Consider the following 23,971-nt stretch of genomic DNA (forward strand, 5'->3'; position numbering starts at 1 on the left):
AAAATCTAGGTTACAAGACCGGCTTCCCCGTGCTGTAGATCCACGTCCGGAACAGGTCGTCCAGCTGCTGCCCGGAGACCCTTTCAGCGAGCCGGACGAAGTCGCCGGTGTTCGCGTTGCCGTAGCGGTGGAGCTTGGTCCAGGCGGGCAGGAGCCTGAAGAACGCGGTGTCGCCGATGCGCTCGCGCAGCGCCTGGAGGGCCATCGCGCCGCGCTGGTAGACCGCGGAGGCGAACATGGTGTCACGCTGCGGGTCGGCCACCTGGATCTGCCAGAACGCGCTCTCGGCCGGGCGGGCGTTGTACGCCGCGAGGAACGAGTCGTGCGCGGAGCGGGTGCCCTTGTGCTCGGCCCACAGCCACTGGGCGTAGGTCGCGAAGCCCTCGTTGAGCCAGATGTCCTTCCAGCGCTCCACCGAGACCGAGTCGCCGAACCACTGGTGGGCCAGCTCGTGCACGATGGTCGTCTCGTTGCGGACGGCCGAGTACGCGGGCTTGGACTGGACCTCCAGCGAGAAGCCCGCCTCGGGCATGTCGTCGACGATGGCACCCGTCTCCTCGAAGGGGTACGGGCCGAAGATCTGCGACCAGTAGTCGGTGGCCTCGGCCGTGACGGCGTAGACATCGACGTTCTCGCCGCTCTCGAGGGACGGGTCGATGGCCACGTAGATCGGGATTCCCGACGGTGTCATCCCGGTCCGCACGTCGAACCTGCCGATCGTGGCCGTCGCCAGGTAGGTGGCCATCGGCCGGGACTCCCGCCAGTGGGTGACGGTCCGGCCGCCCTTGTCGTGCGTCGACACCAGCCGGCCGTTGGACACCGCGGTCAGGCCCTTCGGTGTATTGATGCGGATGTCGTAGGTGGCCTTGTCGGCGGGGTGGTCGCTGGAGGGGAACCAGGTGGAGGCGGCATTGGGCTCGCACGCGACGAAGACGCCGTCGGCCGTCTTCATCCACCCGTACTGCGAGCCGAAGACGATGGGGCCGCCGAGCGGCTCGGGGACACCGCCGTAGGTGACGGTGACCGTGAAGTCGCCGCCCCGGGGGAGGACGCCGCGCGGGGTGATCCGTATCTCGTCGCCCGCGCGCGTGAACGCGGCCCGTCTGCCGTTCACCTCGATCCGCGTGACATCCAGCTTCTGGAGGTCGAGATCGAAGGACGTGAGGCTGTGGGTGGCCCGGGCCCTGATCGTCGTACGGCCGTCCAGACGGCCGCTGCCCGGGTCGTACGCGACGTCGAGAGCGTAGTGGCGGGCGTCGAAGCCGCCGTTGCCGAGCTGCGGGAAGTAGGAGTCGCCGATGCCGTCCGCCCCGGGCGAGGGGGCGGAGGAGGCCGCGATGACGAGGAAGGAGGCCGCCGTGGCGGCGAGTGTCCCTAAGCGTGCCGAACGGGAGAGTGCCATGAGTCGTCCCTTCGAGCGTGCTGTCGATCCGGCGATCAGACGGACACGCCAGACTCTGCGCTCTTCCGTTCGGTCATGTACATGGCTTTACCGATTTGTCATGCGCCACCCGGCCACTGGCTCCTGACACGTGTGCCCCGGCGACCGGGAATCGGGTTGCCGGGGCACATGCGTCGGTGCGACCGTCTGTCTACTTCCGGCCGCCGGACTCCGGCGCGTCGTCGGACGCGCCCGCTGCGCCGGGGGACGCATGCTCGGCGGTCTCCTCCGTGGAAGCCTCCGCGGCGTCCGCAGTCTCTTCCGCGGCCTCCTCGGAACCGGCCTCCGCGGCCTCGGAGGACGGAGCCTCAGCCGACTCTTCGGAACCGGCCTCCGCCGCCTCTTCGGAACCGGCCTCCGCCGCCTCCGAAGACGGAGCCTCAGCCGCCTCCTCGGCGGCCGGCTCGGACGACTCCTCCGCGGCCGGCTCGGCCGTGTCCGCGTGGACCTCCGCGGCCACGGCCGCCGACGTCTCCGCGGACTCCTCCAGCACCGCGTCCGGTACCAGCTCCGCCGCCTCCTTGGCGGCGGACAGCAGCACGGTGTCCTGCGGCGCCTGGTCCTCGAAGTTCTCCGGGTGGTGGCAGGCCACGCGCTGGCCGGGCTTCAGCTCCAGAAGCTGAGGCTCGGTCGTCCGGCAGATCTCCGTCGCCTTCCAGCACCGCGTGTGGAAACGGCAGCCGCTCGGCGGCGCGATCGGCGAGGGGACGTCGCCCTTGAGCAGGATCCGCTCGCTCTTGGCCGACTTGCGCTTGGGGTCCGGGATCGGCACCGCCGACATCAGCGCCTTGGTGTACGGGTGCATCGGCGCCCTGTACAGCGATTCCCGGTCGGCCAGCTCGACGATCTTGCCGAGGTACATCACCGCGATCCGGTCCGAGACGTGCCGGACGACCGACAGGTCGTGCGCGATGATCACGTACGTCAGGCCCAGCTCCTGCTGGAGGTCGTCGAGCAGGTTGACGACCTGTGCCTGGATCGACACGTCCAGCGCGGAGACCGGCTCGTCGGCCACGACCAGCTTCGGGTTGAGCGCGAGCGCGCGGGCGATGCCGATGCGCTGGCGCTGACCGCCGGAGAACTCGTGGGGATACCGGTTGTAGTGCTCGGGGTTGAGACCCACGACCGACAGCAGCCGCTGCACTTCCTTCTTGATCCCGCCCTCGGGCGTGACGCCCTGGAGCCGGAAGGGAGCGCCGACGATCGTGCCGATGGTGTGGCGCGGGTTCAGCGACGAGTACGGGTCCTGGAAGATCATCTGCACATCGCGGCGCATCGGGCGCATGCCGCTGACACCGAGATGCGTGATGTCCTTGCCCTCGAACTCGATGGTGCCGGCGGTCGGTTCCAGCAGCCGGGTGATCAGCCGGCCCATCGTCGACTTGCCGCATCCCGACTCGCCCACGACGCCCAGGGTCTCACCGGACTTGACCTCGAAGTCGATACCGTCGACCGCGCGCACCGCGCCGACCTGACGCTGGAGAAGGCCCTTGCGGATGGGGAAGTGCTTCTGCAGCCCCGTGACCTTCAGCAGGGTCTCGCCCGGCGCGGCGTCCTTGGTGAGGGTGGCCGTACCGGAGCTCTTCGCCTCCGCGCCGTCGCTCTGGGCAGGGATGCTCACTGCCTTGTCCTCTGCGTTCTCACTCACAGCTTCGGCGCAATCTCTTCGGTCCAGATCCGCTCCCGCTGCTCCTGCGTCATATGGCAGGCGGCCCAGTGCCGGCTGCCGACCTCGGTCAGCTCCGGCCGGACCGTGCGGGTCACGTTGTCCTTCGGGACGTCGGCGTACGGGCAGCGCGGGTTGAAGGCGCAGCCGGACGGGACATTGATGAGGGAGGGCGGGGAGCCCTTGACCGGGATCAGGCGCTCCTGCTGCTCGCGGTCCAGGCGCGGCATCGAGCCGAGCAGGCCCCAGGTGTAGGGGTGCCGGGGCTCGTAGAACACCTTCTCGGCCGGGCCCCGCTCGACGCAGCGGCCGCCGTACATCACCAGGATGTCGTCGGCCAGCTCGGCGACGACGCCCAGGTCGTGGGTGATGACGATGACCGCGGAGCCGAACTCCTTCTGGAGATCGCGGATCAGGTCGAGGATCTGCGCCTGGACGGTCACGTCGAGGGCGGTCGTCGGCTCGTCCGCGATGAGCAGCTCGGGGTTGTTGACGAGCGCCATCGCGATCATGGCGCGCTGCCGCATACCGCCGGAGAACTCGTGCGGGTAGCTGTCCACCCGCTTGTCCGGCTGCGGGATGCCCACCCGGTCGAGCATCTCGATCGCGCGCTTGCGTGCGGTCTTCTTGTCGACGTTGTGGTGGATGCGGTACGCCTCCACGATCTGCTGGCCGATCGTGTAGTACGGGTGCAGCGCGGACAACGGGTCCTGGAAGATCATCGCCATGTCGCGGCCACGCAGCCTGCGCACGTGGTCGGGATCGGCGGACAGCAACTCGGTGCCGTTCAGCCAGATCTCGCCGGAGATCTGCGCCTTGCGCTTGCCGTACTGGCCCGCGGTGTGCAGGCCCAGGATGCCGAGCGAGGTCACGGACTTGCCGGAGCCGGACTCGCCCACGATGCCGAGGGTCTTGCCCTTCTCCAGCTGGAAGCTGAGCCCGTCGACGGACTTCACCAGGCCGTCGTCGGTCGGGAAGTGCACCTTCAGGTCGCGCACTTCCAGGAAGGCGTTCGGAGCAGGGGAGGCGGTGGTGGGCTCCCCCACGGCCGCTCCGCTCTTGCTGAGTTCGGTCATGCGAGCCTCACTCGGGGGTCGATCACGGCGTACAGGACGTCCACCACGAGGTTGGCGAGCAGCACCGCGAGGGAGGTGATCAGGGTGACGCCCAGGATGATGGGCAGGTCCTGGTTCCTGATGGCGTTGAGCACGGCCTGGCCGAGGCCGGGCAGGCTGAAGGTGGTCTCGGTCAGGATCGCGCCGCCGATGAGGGCGCCGAGGTCCATACCGAGCATCGTCAGGATGGGCGTCATCGTGGAGCGCATGGCGTGCTTGCCGATGACGGTCTGCTCGCGCAGGCCCTTGGCGCGGGCGGTGCGGATGTAGTCCTCGCCGAGGACCTCCAGCATGGTGGCCCGGGTGATCCGCGCGTACATCGCCGCGTAGAGGAAGGCGAGGGTGACCCACGGCAGGATCATGCCGCCGAGCCAGCCGGTGAAGCTCTGACCGAGGGGCACGTACTGCGCGTCGATCCACTTCAGACCGAAGGCGAAGATCGCCAAGGAGAGCAGACCGGTGAAGTAGATCGGGAGGGAGACGCCCGCGAGGGCGACGACCATCGCGCTGCGGTCCCAGAGGCTGCCGCGCTTGAGCGCGGAGAGGACACCCGCTGCGACACCGAAGACCAGCCACAGCACCGCGGCACCGAGCGCGAGACCCAGGGTCACCGGGAAGCGGTCGGTCAGCACCGGCCAGACGGCCTGTTCACTGCGGAAGGAGTAGCCGAAGCACGGCGCGGCGCAGTGGGTGACGTCGCCACCCGCCGCGTAGGTGCGGCCGGCGAAGATGCCCTTGAAGAAATCCCAGACCTGGATGTAGATCGGGTCACCGAGGCCCAGCTTCTCCCGCACCGCCTGGACGGCGGCGGGGTCGGCCTGCTTGCCCACGAAGCTCGTGGCGATGTCGACGCCCGCCCACTTGGGGACGAGGAAGAAGATGCTGAAGACCACCAGGATGATGACCATCAGCATCACTACGGCGGCGAACAGCCGCCTGATGAGGTAAGCGAGCACAGCTTACGGCCCGCCGCGGGACCGCGGGCACCGGAGGTTGTCCGGTGGCCCGCGGCCCCGCCGCGCCGGCCTTCACCTGCCTTTCGTGCCGTGCGGCGGGTGTGCCGGGGTTACTTCGCGGACTTCAGGCCCAGGTTGACGAAGTCGTACTGACCGCTGTACGCGTCGGTCGTGTACACGTTCGCCAGTCGGTCCCCGCGCCAGTTGATGAACTTCTCGAAGACGAAGGGCAGGTAGTAACCGCCCTCCATCACCTTGTGGTTGATCTGCGTGGCGATCTGCGTCTTCTTCGCCTCGTCGAGCGTGTTGACGTAGTCGTTGAACAGCCCGTCGATCGCCTTGTCCTTGATCAGGGCGTAGTTGTTGTTACCGCTCTGCAGGATGTACTTGCTGTCCCACAGCGGCAGACCGAAGCCCTGGACGGTCGGGAAGTCCGGACCCCAGCCCATGATGATGACGCCGTAGCCCTTCTTCTTCACGTTCGAGGGGCTGCCGATGATGCCGGTGGTCTGCGAGCCGTCGTACTGGTCGATGTCGGCGGTGATGCCGACCTTCTTCAGCGACGCCTGCAGGGACTGGGCGGTGGCCACCTCGACCGGCTTGTTGTTGCGGACGGCGATGGTGGTCTTGAAGCCGTTCGGCTGGCCGCAGGCCTTCAGCTCTTCCTTGGCCTTGGCGGCATTGCCGGTCTTGTTGGCGCCGGCCAGCTCGAACGGGTCGTACTTCTGGCCCTCGGAGCCCGGGACGGACGGCGGCAGCATGTTGGTGCCGATGTCACCACCGGCGACCGGGCCACCGCGCGCGGTCTGCAGCGACACGTGGTCGGCGCCGTAGATGACGGCGTTGCGGCAGTGGATGTTGTCGAACGGCTTCACGCTCTGCGGGAAGGCCGCGTAGCGGATGTAGCCGGAGACCGGGTTGTCCAGGTTCGCCTTGTGCTGCTTCAGGGCGGCGGTGCGGCCCTGCGGCGACATGCCCGTCTGGTTGATGTCCAGGTCGATGTCGCCGTTGATCAGGCGCTGGTCGAGGTCGTTGGCGTTCGAGAAGAACTTGATCGTGATCTTGTCCGGGTACGCCTTGCGGACCGGGTCCGAGGACTGCTTCCAGTTGGTGTTGCGGACCAGCGTCAGGTCCTTGCCCGGGTTGTACGACTCGAACTTGTACGGTCCCGAGGAGAACGGGTGCAGGGAGTACTTGGACTTGGTGTCCTGGTCCTGGCGGACCGGGGACGCCGAGGTCAGCGCGAGCACTTCCTCGAAGTCCGCGTTCGCCTTGGGCAGGTGGAAGACGATCGTCTTGTCGTCGGGCGTGTCGATCGCCTTGAGACCGAGGTGGTCCGCGGCCTTGTCCTTGTACGGGCCCTGGTACTTGCCGTCGGGGTCCAGGAAGTCCTTGAGGTAGGTGGGACCGCCGGACAGCACGTCCTGCGCCCAGACACGCTCGATGCCGTACTTGATGTCCTTGGAGGTGATCGGCTTGCCGTCCTCCCAGGTGATCCCGTCGCGCAGCGTGTACGTGTACGTCTTGCCGCCGTCGCTGACCTTGGCGAGCCCGGTGGCGAGGTCCGGGGTGAGCTTGGCGCCTTCCTTGCCCGGCTCCGTCTTGTTCGTGACGAGCTGACGGCTGTAGTAGCGCATGAAGTTCCACGCGAAGCCGTAGTAGCCGCGGGTGGTGTCCCACGAGTCGGCGTCCTGGGCGCCGCCGAACCTCAGCGTGCCGCCCTTCTTGGCCAGCGAGGCCTGGGCGACCTTGTTGTTCGCCGCGTCGAAGCCGGCCGCACCGTTCTTCGAACCGTCGCTGTCCTTGCCGCCGCCGCACGCCGCCGTGGTCAGCAGCGCGGCGACCACGGCGGCAGCGGCCATGGCCTGCTTGCGCCGCCCTGAGGTGCGTTGGGTAGTCACGATCTCGGATCCTCCGGGTTAGATGAGAGACCCCGTGTGTAGTGCCACGGGTCGCTTGGGGTACGGCAGTTCAGCGGGAGCCCTTCGGGTCCAGCGCGTCGCGCACGCCGTCGCCGAAGAGATTGAAGGCAAGAACGGTGATGAAGATCGCCACGCCCGGGACCACCATGTACATCGGGTCCGAGTCGTAGTAGTCGATCGCGTTCGAGAGCATCTGCCCCCAGGAGGCCGTGGGCGGCTTGACGCCCACGCCCAGGAAGCTGAGCGCCGCCTCGGTGAGGATGTTGGTGGGGATCATCATCGTCGTGTACACGATGATCGGCGCGACGAGGTTGGGCAGCAGTTCCTTGAAGAGGATGTAGAAGCGTCCTGCACCCAGCGAGCGGGCCGCCTCCACGTACTCGCGCTCACGCAGCGAGAGCGTCTGGCCGCGCACCACACGTCCGATGTAGGGCCAGCCGAAGAAGCCGATGACCAGGATCATCACGAACACTCGGACGCCCGTGCCGCTCAGTCCCAGCATCTCGTTCGGCATGACCGAGACCAGGGCGATGATGAACAGCAGCTGCGGGAAGGCGAGCAGTCCGTCCATGACCCGGCTGATGGCGGAGTCGACCCAGCCGCCGAAGAAGCCGGCCAGGATACCCAGGACGGTACCGAGGATGACGGCGACGACCGCCGAGAGGAAGCCGACCAGGAGCGAGATCTGGGCGCCGTAGAGGATGCGGGCGAAGATGTCGCGGCCGTTGACCGGCTCGATGCCCAGCAGGTGGTCGCCGCTGATTCCACCCAGCGAACCCGTGGGTGTGCCGAACAGCGGGTCGATCAGGTTCTCGTGGTAGGCGTCCGGGTCCTGTCCGACGAGGTTCGTGATGACGGGCGCGAGCAGCGCGATCACGATGAGGACAAGCACGACGACGCCGCCCGTCAGGGCCAGCTTGTCCCGCTTGAGGCGCTCCCAGGCGATCCGGCCCAGGGAACGCCCCTGTACAGCCTTCGCGTCAGCGCTGACTACGGCCGCTTCCTCGGCAGCACTCGGCGCCGCTTCCGCGGTCGGCTCGTGCAATGGTGCCGTCATCTGGCAGGGACCCCTCTCAACCGGCGGTGACCGGCGCGCACTTGCCGCGGTGGCGGCATGATCAGTCCGTCGTACACAGGGGTCGAACCCCTTGAAGCGGGAGTCTTCAACGCTTCGGCGATCAGTTGCCAGACTTGAGGGTGAAAGGATGCGTAAACGTGATACGGGTAGAGGGGTTCCGTTATCCGGACGGTGGGTAACGGGGTGCGGACACCCGCCAATCAGGGCACTTCGCACGTTAACTGGACTATCCACGCTCATCTACGCGCGAAGAGGGGCTCTCGGTGGCGGAGGTGACCGAAAGCCGGACACCGCACGGAGGGTCACCACCGCGCGGCCGGACATCAGTACGCGCCGCGCACCGGCGGGTAGCCGTATCCGCCGCCCGCCGGGGCCTGGACCGGGGGCGCATGGGCCTCGCGGTCGTAGAACGGGCGGGCATGGGCGCGGAGCCACATCGCGACCGGGTCGTGCTCGTCGGACATCGCGACGGTCGACACGGGCAGTCCCTCCGGGACCGCCGCGACGGACTGCTGCATCATCGCGCGCACCGAGTCGACGGCGGGCGGCGAGGTGTCGTAGACGTCCAGGCCGATCGCCAGATAGGGCGCGCCGAGGGCAGGCTGCACCCAGGCGCGGCGCAGCGAGCGCACCGCGGGAGTGCGGTGCGCGTTCTGCGTGAGGAGGGCGTAGAACTGCGGGATCTCGATGGCCGGTTCACCGAGCCGGAGCGGGCCGGCGGGCTGGCGCTCGAGACCGGCCGCGATACGGCGCAGGTCCAGCCAGGGGATGCCTACGCCGCCGCCCGGCGCGTGCGGATTCAGCCAGAGGCCGTAGTGGTCCGGGTAGAGGGTGCGGGCCACGTCGAGGCCGTCGACCACCTCGTAGGAGCGGTTCCAGCCGCTGGCCGAGAGTTCCTGGGCGGAGGTGACGCAGGGCGCGTAGCCGTAGCCGTTCACCTCCATGTTGCCGTACTGGGCGTCGGGCGATCCGGCCTGGCCGTGCCAGAGCAGCATCCAGACCTGGCCGGACGACGGGGTCGCGAGTACGCCCAGCAGCGCCTCGTAGGCGTCGTAACGCCCGGGCGTCACCTGGCGCAGCATCTGCTCGACCTGTCCGGCCGCGGCCGTGCCCGACGCGCTCACCCTCTACCGCCCCTTCACCACAAACCTGACAACCCCGACGGAGGCTCTTCGGTGCGGTGTGCACGGTTTTCAGCCGCGTCACTCCGACCGAGCCATTCTCCCCTGTCCGCAGGACACCGCATCCCACCGTGTACGGCCGCGGCGCGGGCCGGGCCTCCGGCCGGAAGCGGGCTTGTTCCGTCCCGGCCATGAAACCAGGTTAAGGCGCCATACTGACAGCACCTCGGCGCGCACCACCCCGCATCCCCGGGCACCGCGCGCCGCGTCCGCGGGCGGCTCGGTGACCGGGCCGGCGAAGGCTCAGTAACCGTGCTGGTAGAAGGGCCGCACCCGCTCTCGCAGCCACTCCCCGACCGGGTCCTGGGCGACATCCAGGAACACCATGTTCACGGGCGTCGCCACCGGTACCTTGCCGAGCGCCCGGCCGAGCGCGTCGAGCGGGAGCGCACGTATGTCGGCGTCCCAGGAGGAGAGTTCGACGCCGATGAACATCACCGGGTCGGCGGTCTCGATCGCGGCCAGGCAGCGCCGTGCGGTGAGCACCACCCCGGTCGCCGCGAACTCGGCCGACGCGGCGGCGAGGAAGTCCACCGGGTCGTCCTGCCAGTCGGGCTCGAAGAGCCGGACACGCCCGCCGCTCACCGGGCCGTCCAGAGGGGTACGCCCGGCGCGGCACAGCTCGGCCACCGCGTCCGGCGGCAGCGGCACCCCGACCACGCCGCCCAGGTTGACCGCGATGCCGACCTGCGGGGGCAGCCCGCGGGCGAATTCGACGGCGGGCGCGATCGTGTACGACATGTGGTTGCCGACGACCTGGCGGAACTGCTCCTCCGAGCTGAACACCGGCACGTACGCCTGCCCCTCGATCTCCGTCGTGGGCAGGTCGAGCGGGCCGCTGTGCGGGCCGCCGCCGCTCGGCAGCGGCACCCACAGGAAGCTGCGGCCGAGGACCTCGACGATCCGGCCGCCGGCCGAGGGGATGCCGAGCGAGGCGGAGAGCACCTCCTCCAGCTCGTTGCCCGGCCATCCGCCGTGCGGGTGGGGGTGTGCCTGTGCGGGGAAGTCCGCGGGAAGATCCGCCGGGAAGTCCATCTGCTACCGCCTGCTGAGGAACCACTGCTGAGACCGGAAAGGCTATCGGGCGCCGGGGCCGCCGGTCGGCCCCACCCCGCAGCCGCCCCCGAAATCGATACGGCCCACGAGACCGACGCGCCTCGGCCCGCGACGTCGAAACGCCCCGGCCTCCCGAAACCGACTCGGCTCGGCCCGCGACGCCGATTCGACCCGGCCCCCTGAAGCCGGGGCGGCCCGCCCCCGATGTGGACGGGCTCGGCCCGCAGAGGCCACGTAGTCCCGCACCCGAGTGGATACGGCCCCGCAGCCGAATGGATACGGCCCCGCGCCCGAATGGATACGGCCCGGCACCCTAAGCCGATACGGCTCAGTCCTCGAAGTCGATGCGCCCCAGGACGTCCGCCGCTTCCCGGTCCAGGAGGATCACCGAGCCGCAGCCGTCCGGGACCGTGCCCTGCTCGACGGAGCCCAGCAGGCGCCGGGTGGCTCGGCGGTGCTTGAGGAACGCGTACCGCGAGACGCCCCGGCCGCGCTCGCGCTGGCCCGCCAGGGCGGTGTCGGCGGTGACGTCGAGCACGAGCAGGTGGAGCGTGCCCCCGCGGCGGCGGGCCGACCGGGCCAGCCAGGCACGCACCCAGGTCTGCGCACCGCAGTCGTGGACGACGACACCGGTGCCGGCCCGCAGGGCGCGGCGCAGGCCGGCGTAGTGGGCGAGGCGGACGAGGGGGCGGTAGACCGCGTACGGCAGGAAGCGGGAAAGGCGCGCGTCCCAGCGGTCGCGGACGTCCTGGGAGTCGATCCGCACGCCCCGCACGGCACGGCGCATGAGAGTGGACTTGCCGCTGCCGGGCAGACCCGTGATCACGACGACGTCGCTCGGGCCGAAGGTGAGGCCCTGGGGGCCACGGCCCGCGCGGTCGCGCAGGTCGCGGACCCTGACCGCCCGCGCCGGCCGGTGGGCCTGACGGGCCGGGGATCCCGGCTGCCCGGGCACCGCGATGCCCGACGTCGTCGCGTAAGCCGTCGTCCTGTTCACCGTGATCGTCCTCCCCTGGGGGTCAGGAAGTCCCGTGCCCGTCGAGTGTAAAGAGAAGGTAATGCGCGGTGTCTCGTGATTCCGTCGTCGTAGCGCCACAGGCCGGTTACAGATGCGGCCCTGCCACGATCGGACGAGGCATGCAATGATGTGCCCGCCAACTGCATACCGGCCGCTTGAATCCGCGCGGGAGAGTCCCGGGCCCGTACCTCTGCCGTACGACCGCCCGGGCGCCGAAGGAGCAAGTCCCTCCCTTGAATCTCTCAGGCCCCGATACCGCGCGGGCGAGGCACATCTGGAAAGCGGGCCGCTTCAGGTGGCTCCACCCAAGGTGCAAGCCGTGACGACCCGCCCGGCGGGGTCATGGCGAACCTCTCAGGTTCCGATGACAGATGGGGAGGAACGACCTCGCCCCTCCCCCACGTTCGCGCGGGGGACCCCATCGCCCTGGGAGCACAACCGATGAGCAGCAGCCCCCTGCGCCGTACCGCGCTCGATGCCCTGCATCGTTCGCTCGGCGCCACGATGACCGACTTCGCCGGCTGGGACATGCCCCTGCGGTACGGCTCCGAGCGCGACGAGCATGTCGCCGTCCGGACCAGGGCGGGCCTCTTCGACCTCTCGCACATGGGCGAGATCACGGTGACCGGCCCCGAGGCGGCCCGGCTGCTCGACCATGCCCTGGTCGGCAACATCGGCTCCGTCGGCGTCGGCCGCGCCCGCTACACCATGATCTGCCAGGCGGACGGCGGCATCCTCGACGACCTGATCGTGTACCGGCTCGGTGAGCGGGAGTACATGGTCGTCGCCAACGCCTCCAACGCCCAGGTGGTGCTCGACGCGCTCGTGGAGCGTTCCGCCGGCTTCGACGCCGAGGTGCGCGACGACCGGGACGCCTACGCGCTGATCGCCGTCCAGGGCCCCGAGTCCCCCCGCATCCTGAAGTCCCTGACCGACGCCGACCTGGACGGCCTGAAGTACTACGCGGGCCTGCCCGGCACGGTCGCCGGCGTCCCGGCCCTCATCGCCCGCACCGGCTACACCGGCGAGGACGGCTTCGAGCTGTTCGTCGCCCCCGAGCGCGCCGAGAAGCTGTGGCAGGCGCTGACCGAGGCGGGCACGCCGGCCGGCCTGATCCCCTGCGGCCTGTCCTGCCGGGACACGCTCCGCCTGGAGGCGGGCATGCCGCTGTACGGGCACGAGCTGACCACCTCGCTGACCCCCTTCGACGCCGGGCTCGGCCGGGTCGTGAAGTTCGAGAAGGAGGGCGACTTCGTGGGGCGCACCGCGCTCCTCGAGGCCGCCGAGCGCGCGGCGCAGAACCCGCCGCGCGTCCTGGTCGGGCTGGTGGCCGAGGGCCGGCGTGTGCCGAGGGCCGGGTACGCCGTCGTCGCCGGCGGCGAGGTGATCGGCGAGGTCACCTCCGGCGCTCCCTCGCCCACGCTGGGCAGGCCGATCGCGATGGCGTACGTCGACGCCGCGCACTCCGCGCCCGGCACGGCCGGGGTCGCGGTGGACATCCGGGGCAGCCATGAGCCGTACGCGGTCGTGGCGCTGCCGTTCTACAAGCGCCAGAAGTAGACACTGGGCCCGGGCCGGACGGACACCGCACCCGTCCGCCCTGCTCACGCGCGTCCTCAGCACTCCCCCCTTCACCATCACTCCCCCGCGTACAGGAGAATTCAGGCCATGAGCAACCCCCAGCAGCTGCGCTACAGCAAGGAGCACGAGTGGCTGTCGGCCGCCGAGGACGGCGTCTCGACGGTCGGCATCACGGAGCACGCGGCCAACGCGCTCGGCGACGTCGTGTTCGTCCAGCTTCCGGAGGTCGGTGACACGGTGAGCGCGGGCGAGACCTGCGGCGAGCTGGAGTCGACCAAGTCGGTCAGCGACCTCTACTCCCCGGTCTCCGGCGAGGTCACGGAGGTCAACGAGGACGTGGTGAACGACCCGTCCCTGGTGAACACCGCCCCGTTCGAGGACGGCTGGCTGTTCCGGGTGCGCGTGTCGAAGGAGCCCGCCGACCTGCTCACCGCGGACGAGTACACCGAGTTCTCCGGCAGCTGAGGAACCGCATCCATGTCGCTTCTGAACACACCCCTGCACGAGCTCGACCCTGACGTCGCCGCCGCCGTCGACGCCGAGCTGCACCGCCAGCAGTCCACCCTCGAGATGATCGCCTCGGAGAACTTCGCCCCGGTCGCGGTCATGGAGGCCCAGGGCTCGGTCCTCACCAACAAGTACGCCGAGGGCTACCCGGGCCGCCGCTACTACGGCGGCTGCGAGCACGTCGACGTGGTCGAGCAGATCGCCATCGACCGCGTCAAGGCGCTCTTCGGCGCCGAGCACGCCAATGTGCAGCCGCACTCGGGCGCGCAGGCCAACGCGGCGGCGATGTTCGCGCTGCTCCAGCCCGGCGACACGATCATGGGTCTGAACCTGGCGCACGGCGGCCATCTGACCCACGGCATGAAGATCAACTTCTCCGGCAAGCTCTACAACGTGGTCGCGTACCACGTGGGCGACGACGGCACCGTCGACATGGACGAGGTCGAGCGCCTCGCCAAGGAGAGCCGGCCGAAGCTGATCGTCGCGGGCTGGTCGGCCTACCCGCGGCAGCTGGACTTCGCCGCGTTCCGCCGGATCGCGGACGAGGTCGGCGCGTACCTCATGGTCGACATGGCGCACTTCGCAGGTCTGGTGGCGGCGGGCCTGCACCCGAACCCGGTCCCGCACGCCCATGTGGTCACCACCACCACCCACAAGACGCTGGGCGGCCCGCGCGGCGGCGTGATCCTGTCGACGGCCGAGCTGGCCAAGAAGATCAACTCCGCGGTCTTCCCGGGCCAGCAGGGCGGTCCTCTGGAGCACGTGATCGCCGCCAAGGCTGTCGCCTTCAAGGTCGCGGCGAGCGAGGACTTCGAGGAGCGGCAGCGGCGGACGCTGGAGGGCGCCCGCATCCTGGCCGAGCGCCTGGTCGAGGACGACGTCAGGGCCGTGGGCGTGGACGTCCTGTCCGGCGGCACCGACGTGCACCTCGTCCTGGTCGACCTGCGCGACTCCGAGCTGGACGGGCAGCAGGCCGAGGACCGCCTCCACGAGGTCGGCATCACGGTGAACCGCAACGCGATCCCGAACGACCCGCGCCCGCCGATGGTCACCTCGGGCCTTCGGATCGGCACGCCCGCCCTGGCCACCCGCGGCTTCACGGCCGAGGACTTCGCCGAGGTCGCGGACGTCATCGCCGAGGCGCTGAAGCCGTCGTACGACGCCGAGGCGCTGAAGGCCCGGGTGAAGGCCCTGGCCGACAAGCACCCGCTGTACCCGGGTCTCGGCAAGTAAGTCACCTACCGGCCGGCACCGCGCACACTGGAGTGTGCGCGGTGCCGGGTCGGCCCCTGCACCACCCCGTAATTGAGGAGTCACCGTGGCCATATCGGTCTTCGACCTGTTCTCGATCGGCATCGGCCCGTCCAGCTCCCACACGGTCGGCCCGATGCGCGCGGCGCGCATGTTCGCCCGCCGCCTGGAAAACGAGGGCCGGCTGGAATCGGTCGCGTCCGTGCGCGCGGAGCTGTACGGCTCCCTCGGCGCCACGGGCCACGGCCACGGCACGCCCAAGGCGGTCCTGCTCGGGCTGGAGGGCTCCTCGCCGCGCACGGTGGACGTGGAGGGCGCCGACCAGCGGGTGGAGGACATCAAGGAGTCCGGCCGTCTCCGGCTGCTCGACCGGCACGAGGTCGCGTTCTCCTTCGACGACGACCTGGTGCTGCACCGCCGCAAGGCGCTCCCCTACCACGCGAACGGCATGACCCTGTGGGCGTACGACGCCTCGGATGCCGAGCTGCTCACCAAGACCTACTACTCGGTGGGCGGCGGCTTCGTCGTCGACGAGGACGCCGTCGGCGCGGACCGCATCAAGCTCGACGACACGGTCCTGAAGTACCCCTTCCGCACCGGGGACGAGCTGCTGCGCCTGACGAAGGAGACGGGTCTGTCGATCTCCTCGCTGATGCTGGAGAACGAGCGGGCCTGGCGGACGGAGGAGGAGATCCGCGAGGGCCTGCTGGAGATCTGGCGGGTCATGCAGGGATGCGTGGCACGCGGCCTGTCCCGTGAGGGCATCCTGCCGGGCGGCCTCAAGGTGCGCCGCCGCGCGGCCGTCACCGCGCGCCAGCTGCGCGCCGAGGGCGACGCGCTGGCCCACGCGATGGAGTGGATCACCCTCTACGCGATGGCGGTGAACGAGGAGAACGCGGCGGGCGGCCGGGTGGTCACGGCCCCGACGAACGGTGCCGCGGGCATCATCCCGGCGGTGCTGCACTACTACATCAACTTCGTGCCCGGCGCGGACGAGGACGGGGTGGTCCGCTTCCTGCTCGCCGCGGGCGCGATCGGCATGCTGTTCAAGGAGAACGCGTCCATCTCCGGCGCGGAGGTCGGCTGCCAGGGCGAGGTCGGCTCGGCCTGCTCGATGGCGGCGGGCGCGCTGGCGGAGGTGCTGGGCGGCACTCCCGAGCAGGTGGAGAACGCGGCCGAGATCGGCATGGAGCACAACCTCGGCCTGACCTGCGACCCGGTCGGCGGTCTGGTCCAGATCCCGTGCATCGAGCGCAACGGCATGGCGGCGGTCAAGGCCGTCACGGCGGCCCGCATGGCGATGCGCGGCGACGGCTCGCACAAGGTCTCCCTGGACAAGGTCATCAAGACGATGAAGGAGACCGGCGCCGACATGAGCGTGAAGTACAAGGAGACGGCCCGGGGCGGGCTTGCGGTGAACATCATCGAATGCTAGGAAGCAGGCCCTGACCAGCGCGTTACTTCTTTCGGCGCTGTCAGGGCCTTCCCTGTCCACATGGCGGAATGGACGTTGGCGGTGCGGTGGCCGGGCGACGACCGCACGGTGCGACACGTGGCCGGAGGGCCGAAGACCGCAAGGAACGGTCTTCGGCCCTCCGGCTGGGTACAGCGGCCGTGGCGGCTATGACGACGGGCGGCAGGTGTGGGCCTCCGCATCACAGCACGGCCTCCGAGGCAGGCTAGTGGTGGCCGAAGTAGCGGTCGTGATCCCGGTACCGGTCGCCGTACCAGCCGTGGCGCCCGTCCTGGCCCCGGTGCCAGCCCCGGTTCCGCTCCCAGCCCCGGTGCCAGCCCCTGTTACGCTCCCAGCCCCGCTCCCAGCCCCGGTGCCAGCCCCGGTCCCGGTCGCCGAAGGGACCGTCGTGGTCGCTCCTGTGGCTGAGCGAGTGACCCCTGCTGTTGTCGCGGTCATCGCCGGCTCCGGCGGCCAGGGCCGGCATGGCGGCCGCGCCGACGAGTGCGCCCGAAGCCACACAGATGGCGATCAGGCGAACCGCCGTACGAGAAACAGACATGAATCTGTCACCTCACGTTCGTGCACACCGACCCCGGTCGGGGCGGACGTGCAATCCCAAATTCCCGGCTCGGTGCCGAGACCCCACACGGTGGCTCCCCACGGCGACACCAGGCCAAGGAAACGATTCGCGTTACAAAGCGCGGATATATCCGTAACTCTCCCTTGTATGGGCCATTGATACCGGGGAAGGGCCTGGGCGTCGGCCCTGTCCCCACTCGGAACCACGCTGAGAGCAGGCGAACAAGCAGCTGACGGTCCGTCACGCTCCTGACTGTCTCGCTGCCTCGACTCCTTCGAACGGCTCAATGGCTTCGGTAACGACCGGGGGGCGTCTGTTCGGGGGACCCGTTGCGGTCCGCGGCGATCCGGTCGACCGGCAGCTCCGACCGGCCGTGGGCAGTGGCCCGCGGCCGGTCTCGTGGGGTGCTGTGCCGCGTGCACGGTGCCCTCGTACCGCTGGGCGCAGCGGGTGCCGGTGGCGGCGGTGACCGTGACGTCGTACCGGCCCTCGTCGGTGCGCCAGGTCAGCCGGGTGCGCTCGCCCGTGCCGACCCACACGGTGCGCTCCTCACCGGCGAAGTCGTTCGGCGTGATCGTGAACGCCACCTCGGTGCCGCCGGCGTTCCGCAGCTCCAGCTCCAGCCAGGCGTGGCCCGGCTGCCGGTCGCCGTCGTACACACCGATCCGGTTCTTCGCGTCGGGTGCGTCCCTCGTCCAGTGGAAGGAGAGCCTGTCGCCCTCGTGCGGGGCGGGGGTCCTCAGCTCGACCGGGTCGCCGACGGGGGCGCCGGAGAAGCCGAACGGCTCCGTCTTGGCGAGGACGCCGTAGCCGTCCTTGGCAGATACGCGATGTACGGGCCGCCGCTCAGGCCGGAGGTGTCGAGGGTGGTCTGCCCGGACGCGCCGGGCACATACGTCCACACCAGGGAGCTGCCGCCGCTGCCGGGCAGCCGGTCGGCGGGGTAGACGCCGATCCGGTTCCTGGCGTCGGGCGCGTCCGCCGCCCAGGTGAAGGCCGGTCTGTCGCCGCGCTGCGGGGGTGCCGGGGAGGCGATCGCGATGCTGCTCCCGGACGTGGCGGCCTGTGAGAGGGCTGGCACGGTGTTGGGTCCTCTCCGCTCCCGGGTGCCGCCACGGCGATACCCGGGTGAGCAAAAGTTGTCTCGATAACTTCGCCCTCAGCAAGCCGTCCTACGACAACGGGCCAGTGAACGACGGGTTGCCGCCATCCGGGAAGCAGACAGAAATCCAAGGTTGCCCGGTGGGCGCCGGACGACCGACACCGGACCTCGAAACCCGGTCTGATCAGGGAGGTTATGAGCCGGCCGGACTCCTCGACGGTCCACGAAGGCCCGGAGCCGCGTCTTTGGCCGGACGGCGGCTCAGGGAGACATGGCGCCCCTCGCCCTTCGGCGACCCGCAAGGTGCTGTGCACACATCGGCCCGTACGCGGACGGCCGCGGTGCCGTCCACGGCCCCGGGCCGCCCCGGGGCCGTTGTTCCCCCCGGGGCTACCGTGCAGTAATCCGCCCCTTCTAGGCTTCCGCCAACTCGGTTCGGCAGAAGGGGAGTTGATGTGCGAGTGATGAGACGGGTGGCGGCACTGCTGGGTGCCGCCGCGATGGTGACGGCAGCAGGGAGCACCGCCCATGCGGCGACGCCCACATTCACCGACGCGACCACGATCGGGACGCACAACGCCTACGACAAGGCCAAGTACACGTACTTCGCACAGGCGTTGGACTCCGGCGCGTCACTGCTGGAGCTGGACGTCTACGTCGACAGCCTGACCAAGCGGTGGCGAGTGAGCCACAGCAACCCGCTGGGCAACAACAACAACTGCGAGGCCGCGAAGACGCCGGGCGAGCTGTACAGCAAGAGCCGCGACCAGGATCTCGGCAGCTGTCTGGACAACATCGCGGCCTGGAACCAGCTCCACCCCGACCACCCGCCGATCGTTTTCAAGGTCGAGATGAAGGTCGGCTTCAACAACAACGCGGGCCTCGGCCCGGACGAGTTCGACACTCTGGTGTCGCAGAAGCTGGGCAGCAGCGTCTACAAGCCGTCCGACCTGATGGGCGGGACGTACTCCTCCCTGGACGCGGCCGCCAAGGCCAACGCCTGGCCCTCCCGCGACTCCCTCAAGGGCAAGTTCCTCTTCGAGCTGATCCCCGGCACGGTGGAGCAGGCCAACCCGTTCGACCACTACTGGACGGACCGGGAGTACGGCGACCACCTGCGCGACCTGTACGCATCCGGGAACATCTCCAAGGCCGAGGCGTTCCCGGCCGTTCTGGGCGCCTCTTCCGGCGATCCGCGTGCCGGCCGCTACGACGCCTCGATCCGCCCGTGGTTCGTGTTCTTCGACGGGGACGCGGCGGCGTATGTCAACAACGGCTACGACACCGCCTGGTACGACACCGACCACTACTTCCTGATCATGACGGACGCGGCCGGCGTCTCGCCGGCGATCTCGTCCACGAACCCGACGGACGCGGAAGTGGCGGCACGGCTCTCGCTGCTGGCCGGGCGTCACGCGAGTGTGATCACCTCCGACTGGGCGGCCAAATCGGCCTCGGTTCTCGGTTCGGTGGCCGAGCGCGGCTGACAGGCCCCCTCAGGGGGCATACCACCGGTACCAGGGTGAACCAGGCAGCGATCCCTGCCCCACGAGCACTTCAGGGAGCCCCCATGCTGCGAGGCATCGACGTCAGCGCGTACCAGTCATCCGCCTACGACACGGACGGCCTCTCCTTCGTCTTCATCAAGGCGACGGAGGGGCGTTCGTATGTGAACCCCAAGCTCACCGCCCAGACCAAGACGGCCCGGGACGCCGGCTGCGTGGTCGGCTTCTACCACTTCCTGTGGCCCGGGAACATCGCGGCCCAGGCCGAGTACTTCGTCGCAAAGGCCCCGGAGAAAGCGGGCGACGTACTGGCCGTGGACTGGGAGACGACCGGCGACGGCACGCACGCGAGCACCGCGGAGAAGGACGCCTTCATCCGCCAGGTGAAGCGGCTCCGGCCGGACAACCGCGTCGTCCTCTACGCCAGCCGCAACTTCTGGCTCACCATCGACACCACCTCCTACGCCGGGGACGGCCTGTGGATCGCCGACTACGTCACGGCGGGCAAGCCGCGCATCAAGGCGGCGTGGCGCTTCCACCAGTACACCTCCGACCCCGTGGACAAGGACGTCGCGAATTTCACCAGCAAGGCCGCCCTGCGGGAGTGGGCCACGAGCGCCTGAACCGCTCGTGTTCCCTCACAACCGCCTGTGCGGCTCCGGATCGAGCAGCACCTCGCCCAGCTCGGCGGCGGTGAGCGGGGGCGCGGGCAGGCGGGGTACGGCGGGGCGTGCGCGCAGCCCGCCCCGTGGTGTGGCCGCCGGTCACGGTCGCGGGCCGTCGATGGATGGACGGCGGCTCACGTTCGACCGCCGACCTCCGACTGGCCCGCGGCTGCCGTCGGGTGCCGGCGGGTGCCGGCGGGTGCCGGCGGTCGTACCGGTCCCCCGCGCGGTCGGCCCGCATCCGAACGCCTCGCGGGAGGCCGACGAACTGTCCGCCGACGGGACGCGCGTCGTCCTGCTCTCGCCGGACCGTGCCGCGCGGCGGGCGATGGGCCGCAACCCGGCGGACGACTCGCGCCGCCCGGCCGCCGCCCGCGCGGGCCACACCCGGGGAGTCGCGGCCGCCGCGTCCGTGACCGGGATCTGGCAGGGCTGACGTCCGGGCGGGCCCGGCGAACGGGGGCGGCGGGATACCCGACGGGGCCGGGGTGCCGAGGTCTTCCTGCCCGGCCTCGGGCGGCGGCGGCCCTTACCCGCGGAACTCGGGGGTGCGCTCGGGGGACGCCTCCGCGAGGGCCTTGGTGACGGCGCCGGCGCCGGCCCGCAGGCCGTACACGGGGGTGGCGGGCTGCTGGCGCCAGGAGTCGTCGATGCCGCCGGCGTCGACCGTGTCGAAGCCCAGCTCGTCGACCAGGGCCCGCACCGTGCGCTTCGCCGCCTCGTCGTCGCCCGCGACCGGGAGCGCCATCCGGTCGGGGTCGCCGGCCGGGCGGGGGCCGTCCAGGAGGTCCTGGGCGTAGGTGCCGTTGAACGCCTTGATCACGGGGTGGCCGATCTGCCGTTCGGTCCAGCGGCTCTCGGTGAGGCCCTCGTCCTCGATCGCCGCGATCCGCCCGTCCCGCTCCCTGGGGTAGTAGTTGCCGGTGTCGATCACGGCGACGCCCTCGGCGGCGCCGTCCAGCAGCCCGGACGGCAGGTCCGGTACCGCCTTGACGGGAATCGTGATCACGACGACTTCGGCGCCGCGTGCCGCGTCCTCGACCGTGACGGGGGTCGCGCCCGTCTCCTCGGCCAGTGCGGTGAGCGTGTGGGGACCACGGGAGTTGGCGACGGAGACGTCGTGCCCGAGGGCGGTGAGCCGCCGGGTGAGGTTGCCGCCGATGTTGCCCGCCCCGATGATGCCGATCTTCATCACTCGTGTCGCCCTTCCGGGGGTCGGTGTCCTTGCACGGTGTTCGTGGGCAGCACCAACCCCGGGACGCTCCGGACTATTCCACCCGTGTGCGCCTTATGGCCGACGAGGGGGCTCCCGTCCCTCACCGGGCGGGCGCCCCTTCGTCATGGGCTCACTTGTTCAGGTACGTCCAGAACTCGTCGAACGACAGAACCTTGTCGCCGTTGAGGTCGCGGGTCCTGATGACGGCCTCGGCCACCGCCTCGGTGACGTTCCAGTCGCCCCCCTGGGCCAGCGCGGACTTGAACTCGGCGGCGGTGATGAATCCGTCACCGTCCGCGTCGATCCGTTCGAACTGCCTGCGTGCTTCCTCGATGTCCGCCACCGATCCGCCCCTTCTTGGTGCCTTTGCCGTCGTACGGCCGTCCTACTGACGGAGGTCAGATTAACGGCACCCCCGCGCCCCCAGCCCGGCGGCCACCCGGGCGGACTCCTCCCTGTGAGCCGGCCGGGGTCCGGCAGACGCGTCAGCGGAAGACGCCCGTGTGCCCCAGCGAGTAGCGGCCGGGCTGCGGATAGACCGCGAGGCCGTGCGGACCGCTGCCCACCTTGATCCGGGCGAGCTGCTTCCCGGTCCGCGTGTCGATGGCGTACACCACGGAGTTGTACCGGCCGGACAGCCACAGCACGGTGCCGTCCGTGGAGACGCCGCCCATGTCGGGGCTGCCGCCTCCCGGCAGGCGCCACTTGGCGGTGAGCTTGTTCTTCGGGAAGTCGAAGACGGAGATGGTGCCCTCGCCGCGGTTGGAGATGTACATCTCGCGGGAGTCGCGGCCGACGTAGAGGCCGTGCGCGCCCTTCCCCGTGGCGAGGAAGGACGGCTTGGCGAAGGTGTCGCCGTTCAGGACCCACACTCCGTCGGCCACCATGTCGGCGACGTAGAACGTCCTGCCGTCCGGGGAGATCTTCACGTCCTGCGGCATCGCACCGTGGAACGGCAGCTTCTGCTGGCCGGCGACCTCCATCTTCGCGGTGTCGACCTTGAGCAGCTCGCCGCTGAACTCGCAGGAGACGATGAAGTAGCGGCCGTCGGCCGAGAAGTCGGCGTGGTTGACGCCGTAACAGCTCACCGGAAGGGTCTTGGCCACCTTCATGGTGTGCGCGTCGCGGAAGACCAGTTGGCGGTCCTTGGAAGCCATCACGACCGCGTACTTGCCGTCCGGGGTGAAGTACAGGTTGTACGGATCGTGCACGGCGACCGGCCGGCCGGCCTCGCCGGTCTTCGGGTCGATGGGGGTGAGGGAGTTGCCCAGGTCGTTGTTGACCCACAGGGTCTTCAGGTCCCAGGACGGCACGACGTGCTGGGGCTGCCGGCCGACCTGGATCGTGTCGATGACCTTGTACGTCTTCGGGTCGATGACGGTCACGGTGTCGCTGTTGGTGTTGGGCACATAGACCCGGGACGGGAACTTCCTGACCACCTCGGAGAGCCGGCCCGGCCGGTCGGCCGTGTAGATGTCGTTCCCGTCCAGCACGGGCGGCATGCCCGGCAGGACCTGTACGGCGCTCTGCTGCTGGGAACGGCGGTCCGGGGCCTTGGAACCGTGGCTCCGGTCCTTGTGGGGGGATCCGCTGCTGCACCCGGCGAGCGCGACGAGGGCGGCGCCGGCGATCAGTACGCGCGTGACGGTCGAGAGGGGCATCAGCTCAACAGCTCCGTGGTGGTCACCGCGGAGAGGCCGCGGCGGTCGAGTGCGTGGAGGAGGGCGGGAAGGGCGACGACCGTGTCCGCGTACCCGAAGTGCAGGCTCACCACGGACCCGTTGCGGACCTCGTCGGCGATCTTGCGGGTGACGGCCGAGGCGCCGGGCGAGGTGTAGTCGAGCGAGTCGACGTCGTACGACAGGACGTGCGGGTAGCCGACGTCGCGGGCCAGCCGCGAGACGAGCGGCGTCGCGCGGCGCGCCCGCGAGGGGCGGAACCAGGTGCCGATGGAACCGGTGAGCCGCCGCAGCCGGTCCGCGCACTCCTGGATCTCGGCGCGGGCGTCCGCCTCGGGCATGGTGTTGATGTCGAGGTGGCGCTGGGTGTGGTTGCCGAGGTCATGACCGCCCCTGAGGATCCGGCGGGTGATGTCGGGGTGCTCGTCCAGCCAGGAGCCGACCGCGAGCACGGTGATCCTCGCGCCCGCGTGCTCGGCCGTGTCGAGGATCGTCGTGGCGATGGAGGGGTCGCCCTGCCCGTGGAAGGTGAGGGCCACCCGGGGGCGGTCGCGGGGACCGTGGGAGATCTGGTCGGGCTGGCCGGGAAGGGCGCGGGGCGGGGGCGCCTGGATGCCGGCCCCGGCGGAGCGCCTGTCGGTGGTCCGGGCCGGGAGGGCCGACGGGTGGACGACGGTGGGGCCGGGGGAACAGGCGGTGGCGATCGTGCCGACGACGAACCCCGCGCCCGCTCGCAGCGCCGAGCGACGGTCTGGCACCGGGCGCGGGGTGCCCGTCGCACGGTCCCGTGGGGCGGGGTCCGGGACGGCGGGGTCCGAGGGAGGGGGAGGGACGGGCGTGGTCACTCTCCCATTTAAGGGCCAGACTGTGTCCAAAGCGGCGATTGGCCCGTCCGGTGGAAGCGCGGGTCGTACCGGCACATGATCGGACGAACTGCCCGCAGACTCCGGCTCCGTGCGGTGCTCCGGAGGAAACCCGGCCGCCGGGCGGTGGGGG

22 protein-coding genes, 1 pseudogene and 1 riboswitch are annotated in these 23,971 nt (G+C 70.1%); of the genes and pseudogenes, 7 read left to right on the plus strand and 16 right to left on the minus strand.

The features are described from left to right. Positions 1 to 10: 10 nt before the first annotated feature. The 9 genes from ABZ876_RS21075 to ABZ876_RS21115 form a co-directional block, all read right to left on the minus strand. Positions 11 to 1,402, minus strand: a complete 1,392-nt coding sequence (locus ABZ876_RS21075; protein WP_361783092.1) for a M1 family metallopeptidase — start codon at positions 1,400 to 1,402, stop codon at positions 11 to 13. A gap of 190 nt (positions 1,403 to 1,592) precedes the next feature. Further along, entirely contained in the window at positions 1,593 to 3,062 is a 1,470-nt protein-coding gene (locus ABZ876_RS21080; RefSeq protein ID WP_361783095.1) for a dipeptide ABC transporter ATP-binding protein, read from the minus strand. Positions 3,063 to 3,085: 23 nt separating this feature from the next. Beyond that, on the minus strand, positions 3,086 to 4,183 hold the full coding sequence (locus ABZ876_RS21085; protein ID WP_361783098.1) for an ABC transporter ATP-binding protein: 1,098 nt from the start codon (positions 4,181 to 4,183) through the stop codon (positions 3,086 to 3,088). Next, on the minus strand, positions 4,180 to 5,178 hold the full coding sequence (locus tag ABZ876_RS21090) for an ABC transporter permease (RefSeq protein ID WP_361783101.1): 999 nt from the start codon (positions 5,176 to 5,178) through the stop codon (positions 4,180 to 4,182). The genes ABZ876_RS21085 and ABZ876_RS21090 overlap by 4 nt, the downstream gene beginning before the upstream one ends. Before the next feature lie 110 nt (positions 5,179 to 5,288). Further along, a complete protein-coding gene (locus tag ABZ876_RS21095; RefSeq protein ID WP_361783104.1) occupies positions 5,289 to 7,079 on the minus strand; it encodes an ABC transporter substrate-binding protein in 1,791 nt (596 codons plus the stop codon). A gap of 70 nt (positions 7,080 to 7,149) precedes the next feature. After that, complete coding sequence (locus ABZ876_RS21100) at positions 7,150 to 8,157, minus strand: ABC transporter permease (protein WP_234514889.1); 1,008 nt, start codon at positions 8,155 to 8,157, stop codon at positions 7,150 to 7,152. A gap of 344 nt (positions 8,158 to 8,501) precedes the next feature. Next, positions 8,502 to 9,302, minus strand: coding sequence for an enhanced serine sensitivity protein SseB C-terminal domain-containing protein (locus ABZ876_RS21105; RefSeq protein ID WP_361783108.1), 801 nt, complete (start codon positions 9,300 to 9,302; stop codon positions 8,502 to 8,504). Positions 9,303 to 9,602: 300 nt separating this feature from the next. Further along, the gene (locus ABZ876_RS21110) at positions 9,603 to 10,394 is read right to left on the minus strand and encodes an enhanced serine sensitivity protein SseB (RefSeq protein ID WP_361783111.1); all 792 of its coding nucleotides are present in this window, start codon (positions 10,392 to 10,394) and stop codon (positions 9,603 to 9,605) included. 349 nt (positions 10,395 to 10,743) lie between these two features. After that, entirely contained in the window at positions 10,744 to 11,418 is a 675-nt protein-coding gene (locus tag ABZ876_RS21115; protein WP_361783243.1) for an AAA family ATPase, read from the minus strand. A 171-nt stretch (positions 11,419 to 11,589) separates the two neighbouring features. Next, positions 11,590 to 11,701: riboswitch (glycine riboswitch) on the plus strand. Between the two features lie 173 nt (positions 11,702 to 11,874). Here ABZ876_RS21115 and gcvT point away from each other — a divergent pair. From gcvT to ABZ876_RS21135, 4 genes are all read left to right on the plus strand, one after another. Beyond that, positions 11,875 to 12,993, plus strand: coding sequence for a glycine cleavage system aminomethyltransferase GcvT (gene gcvT, locus ABZ876_RS21120; RefSeq protein WP_361783114.1), 1,119 nt, complete (start codon positions 11,875 to 11,877; stop codon positions 12,991 to 12,993). Between the two features lie 108 nt (positions 12,994 to 13,101). Next, complete coding sequence (gcvH, locus tag ABZ876_RS21125) at positions 13,102 to 13,479, plus strand: glycine cleavage system protein GcvH (protein WP_361783117.1); 378 nt, start codon at positions 13,102 to 13,104, stop codon at positions 13,477 to 13,479. Between the two features lie 12 nt (positions 13,480 to 13,491). Continuing rightward, entirely contained in the window at positions 13,492 to 14,754 is a 1,263-nt protein-coding gene (gene glyA, locus ABZ876_RS21130; protein ID WP_361783120.1) for a serine hydroxymethyltransferase, read from the plus strand. Positions 14,755 to 14,839: 85 nt separating this feature from the next. Continuing rightward, a complete protein-coding gene (locus ABZ876_RS21135) occupies positions 14,840 to 16,207 on the plus strand; it encodes an L-serine ammonia-lyase (protein ID WP_361783123.1) in 1,368 nt (455 codons plus the stop codon). 244 nt (positions 16,208 to 16,451) lie between these two features. Here ABZ876_RS21135 and ABZ876_RS21140 read toward each other — a convergent pair whose 3' ends face one another. The 3 genes from ABZ876_RS21140 to ABZ876_RS21150 form a co-directional block, all read right to left on the minus strand. Further along, positions 16,452 to 16,787 carry a hypothetical protein gene (locus tag ABZ876_RS21140; RefSeq protein ID WP_361783126.1) on the minus strand — a complete coding sequence of 112 codons (336 nt, stop codon included), beginning with the start codon at positions 16,785 to 16,787 and terminating at the stop codon, positions 16,452 to 16,454. Continuing rightward, the gene (locus tag ABZ876_RS21145) at positions 16,757 to 17,467 is read right to left on the minus strand and encodes a phospholipase domain-containing protein (RefSeq protein WP_361783129.1); all 711 of its coding nucleotides are present in this window, start codon (positions 17,465 to 17,467) and stop codon (positions 16,757 to 16,759) included. Before ABZ876_RS21145 ends, ABZ876_RS21140 begins: the two co-directional genes overlap by 31 nt. An 80-nt stretch (positions 17,468 to 17,547) precedes the next feature. Next, entirely contained in the window at positions 17,548 to 17,889 is a 342-nt protein-coding gene (locus ABZ876_RS21150) for a hypothetical protein (RefSeq protein WP_361783132.1), read from the minus strand. Positions 17,890 to 18,374: 485 nt separating this feature from the next. Between ABZ876_RS21150 and ABZ876_RS21155 the strand changes: the two genes are divergently transcribed. From ABZ876_RS21155 to ABZ876_RS21165, 3 genes are all read left to right on the plus strand, one after another. Continuing rightward, entirely contained in the window at positions 18,375 to 19,397 is a 1,023-nt protein-coding gene (locus ABZ876_RS21155; RefSeq protein ID WP_361783246.1) for a phosphatidylinositol-specific phospholipase C domain-containing protein, read from the plus strand. An 83-nt stretch (positions 19,398 to 19,480) separates the two neighbouring features. Next, positions 19,481 to 20,038, plus strand: a complete 558-nt coding sequence (locus ABZ876_RS21160) for a glycoside hydrolase family 25 protein (RefSeq protein ID WP_361783135.1) — start codon at positions 19,481 to 19,483, stop codon at positions 20,036 to 20,038. A 241-nt stretch (positions 20,039 to 20,279) separates the two neighbouring features. Further along, a complete protein-coding gene (locus ABZ876_RS21165) occupies positions 20,280 to 20,516 on the plus strand; it encodes a hypothetical protein (protein ID WP_361783138.1) in 237 nt (78 codons plus the stop codon). Positions 20,517 to 20,609: 93 nt separating this feature from the next. Here ABZ876_RS21165 and ABZ876_RS21170 read toward each other — a convergent pair. From ABZ876_RS21170 to ABZ876_RS21185, 4 genes and pseudogenes are all read right to left on the minus strand, one after another. Beyond that, positions 20,610 to 21,296 (minus strand): annotated as a pseudogene (locus ABZ876_RS21170) (NAD(P)-binding domain-containing protein); the annotation flags it as partial. A gap of 130 nt (positions 21,297 to 21,426) precedes the next feature. After that, positions 21,427 to 21,639, minus strand: a complete 213-nt coding sequence (locus ABZ876_RS21175; protein ID WP_361783141.1) for an EF-hand domain-containing protein — start codon at positions 21,637 to 21,639, stop codon at positions 21,427 to 21,429. Positions 21,640 to 21,781: 142 nt separating this feature from the next. Further along, positions 21,782 to 22,957 carry a hypothetical protein gene (locus ABZ876_RS21180; protein ID WP_361783144.1) on the minus strand — a complete coding sequence of 392 codons (1,176 nt, stop codon included), beginning with the start codon at positions 22,955 to 22,957 and terminating at the stop codon, positions 21,782 to 21,784. After that, the gene (locus ABZ876_RS21185; protein WP_361783147.1) at positions 22,957 to 23,733 is read right to left on the minus strand and encodes a polysaccharide deacetylase family protein; all 777 of its coding nucleotides are present in this window, start codon (positions 23,731 to 23,733) and stop codon (positions 22,957 to 22,959) included. Before ABZ876_RS21185 ends, ABZ876_RS21180 begins: the two co-directional genes overlap by 1 nt. Between the last annotated feature and the right edge of the window lie 238 nt (positions 23,734 to 23,971).

This window comes from Streptomyces sp. NPDC046931, from assembly GCF_040644655.1.
Taxonomy (GTDB): domain Bacteria; phylum Actinomycetota; class Actinomycetes; order Streptomycetales; family Streptomycetaceae; genus Streptomyces.

What these genes read in the sequence shown, in the direction of transcription:
- ABZ876_RS21075 (WP_361783092.1), bottom strand. Translation starts at nt 1,402, where the DNA reads ATGGCACTCTCCCGTTCGGCACGCTTAGGGACACTCGCCGCCACGGCG.
- ABZ876_RS21085 (WP_361783098.1), bottom strand. Translation starts at nt 4,183, where the DNA reads ATGACCGAACTCAGCAAGAGCGGAGCGGCCGTGGGGGAGCCCACCACC.
- ABZ876_RS21100 (WP_234514889.1), bottom strand. Translation starts at nt 8,157, where the DNA reads ATGACGGCACCATTGCACGAGCCGACCGCGGAAGCGGCGCCGAGTGCT.
- ABZ876_RS21110 (WP_361783111.1), bottom strand. Translation starts at nt 10,394, where the DNA reads ATGGACTTCCCGGCGGATCTTCCCGCGGACTTCCCCGCACAGGCACAC.
- gcvT (WP_361783114.1), top strand. Translation starts at nt 11,875, where the DNA reads ATGAGCAGCAGCCCCCTGCGCCGTACCGCGCTCGATGCCCTGCATCGT.
- gcvH (WP_361783117.1), top strand. Translation starts at nt 13,102, where the DNA reads ATGAGCAACCCCCAGCAGCTGCGCTACAGCAAGGAGCACGAGTGGCTG.
- glyA (WP_361783120.1), top strand. Translation starts at nt 13,492, where the DNA reads ATGTCGCTTCTGAACACACCCCTGCACGAGCTCGACCCTGACGTCGCC.
- ABZ876_RS21140 (WP_361783126.1), bottom strand. Translation starts at nt 16,787, where the DNA reads ATGTCTGTTTCTCGTACGGCGGTTCGCCTGATCGCCATCTGTGTGGCT.
- ABZ876_RS21155 (WP_361783246.1), top strand. Translation starts at nt 18,375, where the DNA reads ATGAGACGGGTGGCGGCACTGCTGGGTGCCGCCGCGATGGTGACGGCA.
- ABZ876_RS21160 (WP_361783135.1), top strand. Translation starts at nt 19,481, where the DNA reads ATGCTGCGAGGCATCGACGTCAGCGCGTACCAGTCATCCGCCTACGAC.
- ABZ876_RS21180 (WP_361783144.1), bottom strand. Translation starts at nt 22,957, where the DNA reads ATGCCCCTCTCGACCGTCACGCGCGTACTGATCGCCGGCGCCGCCCTC.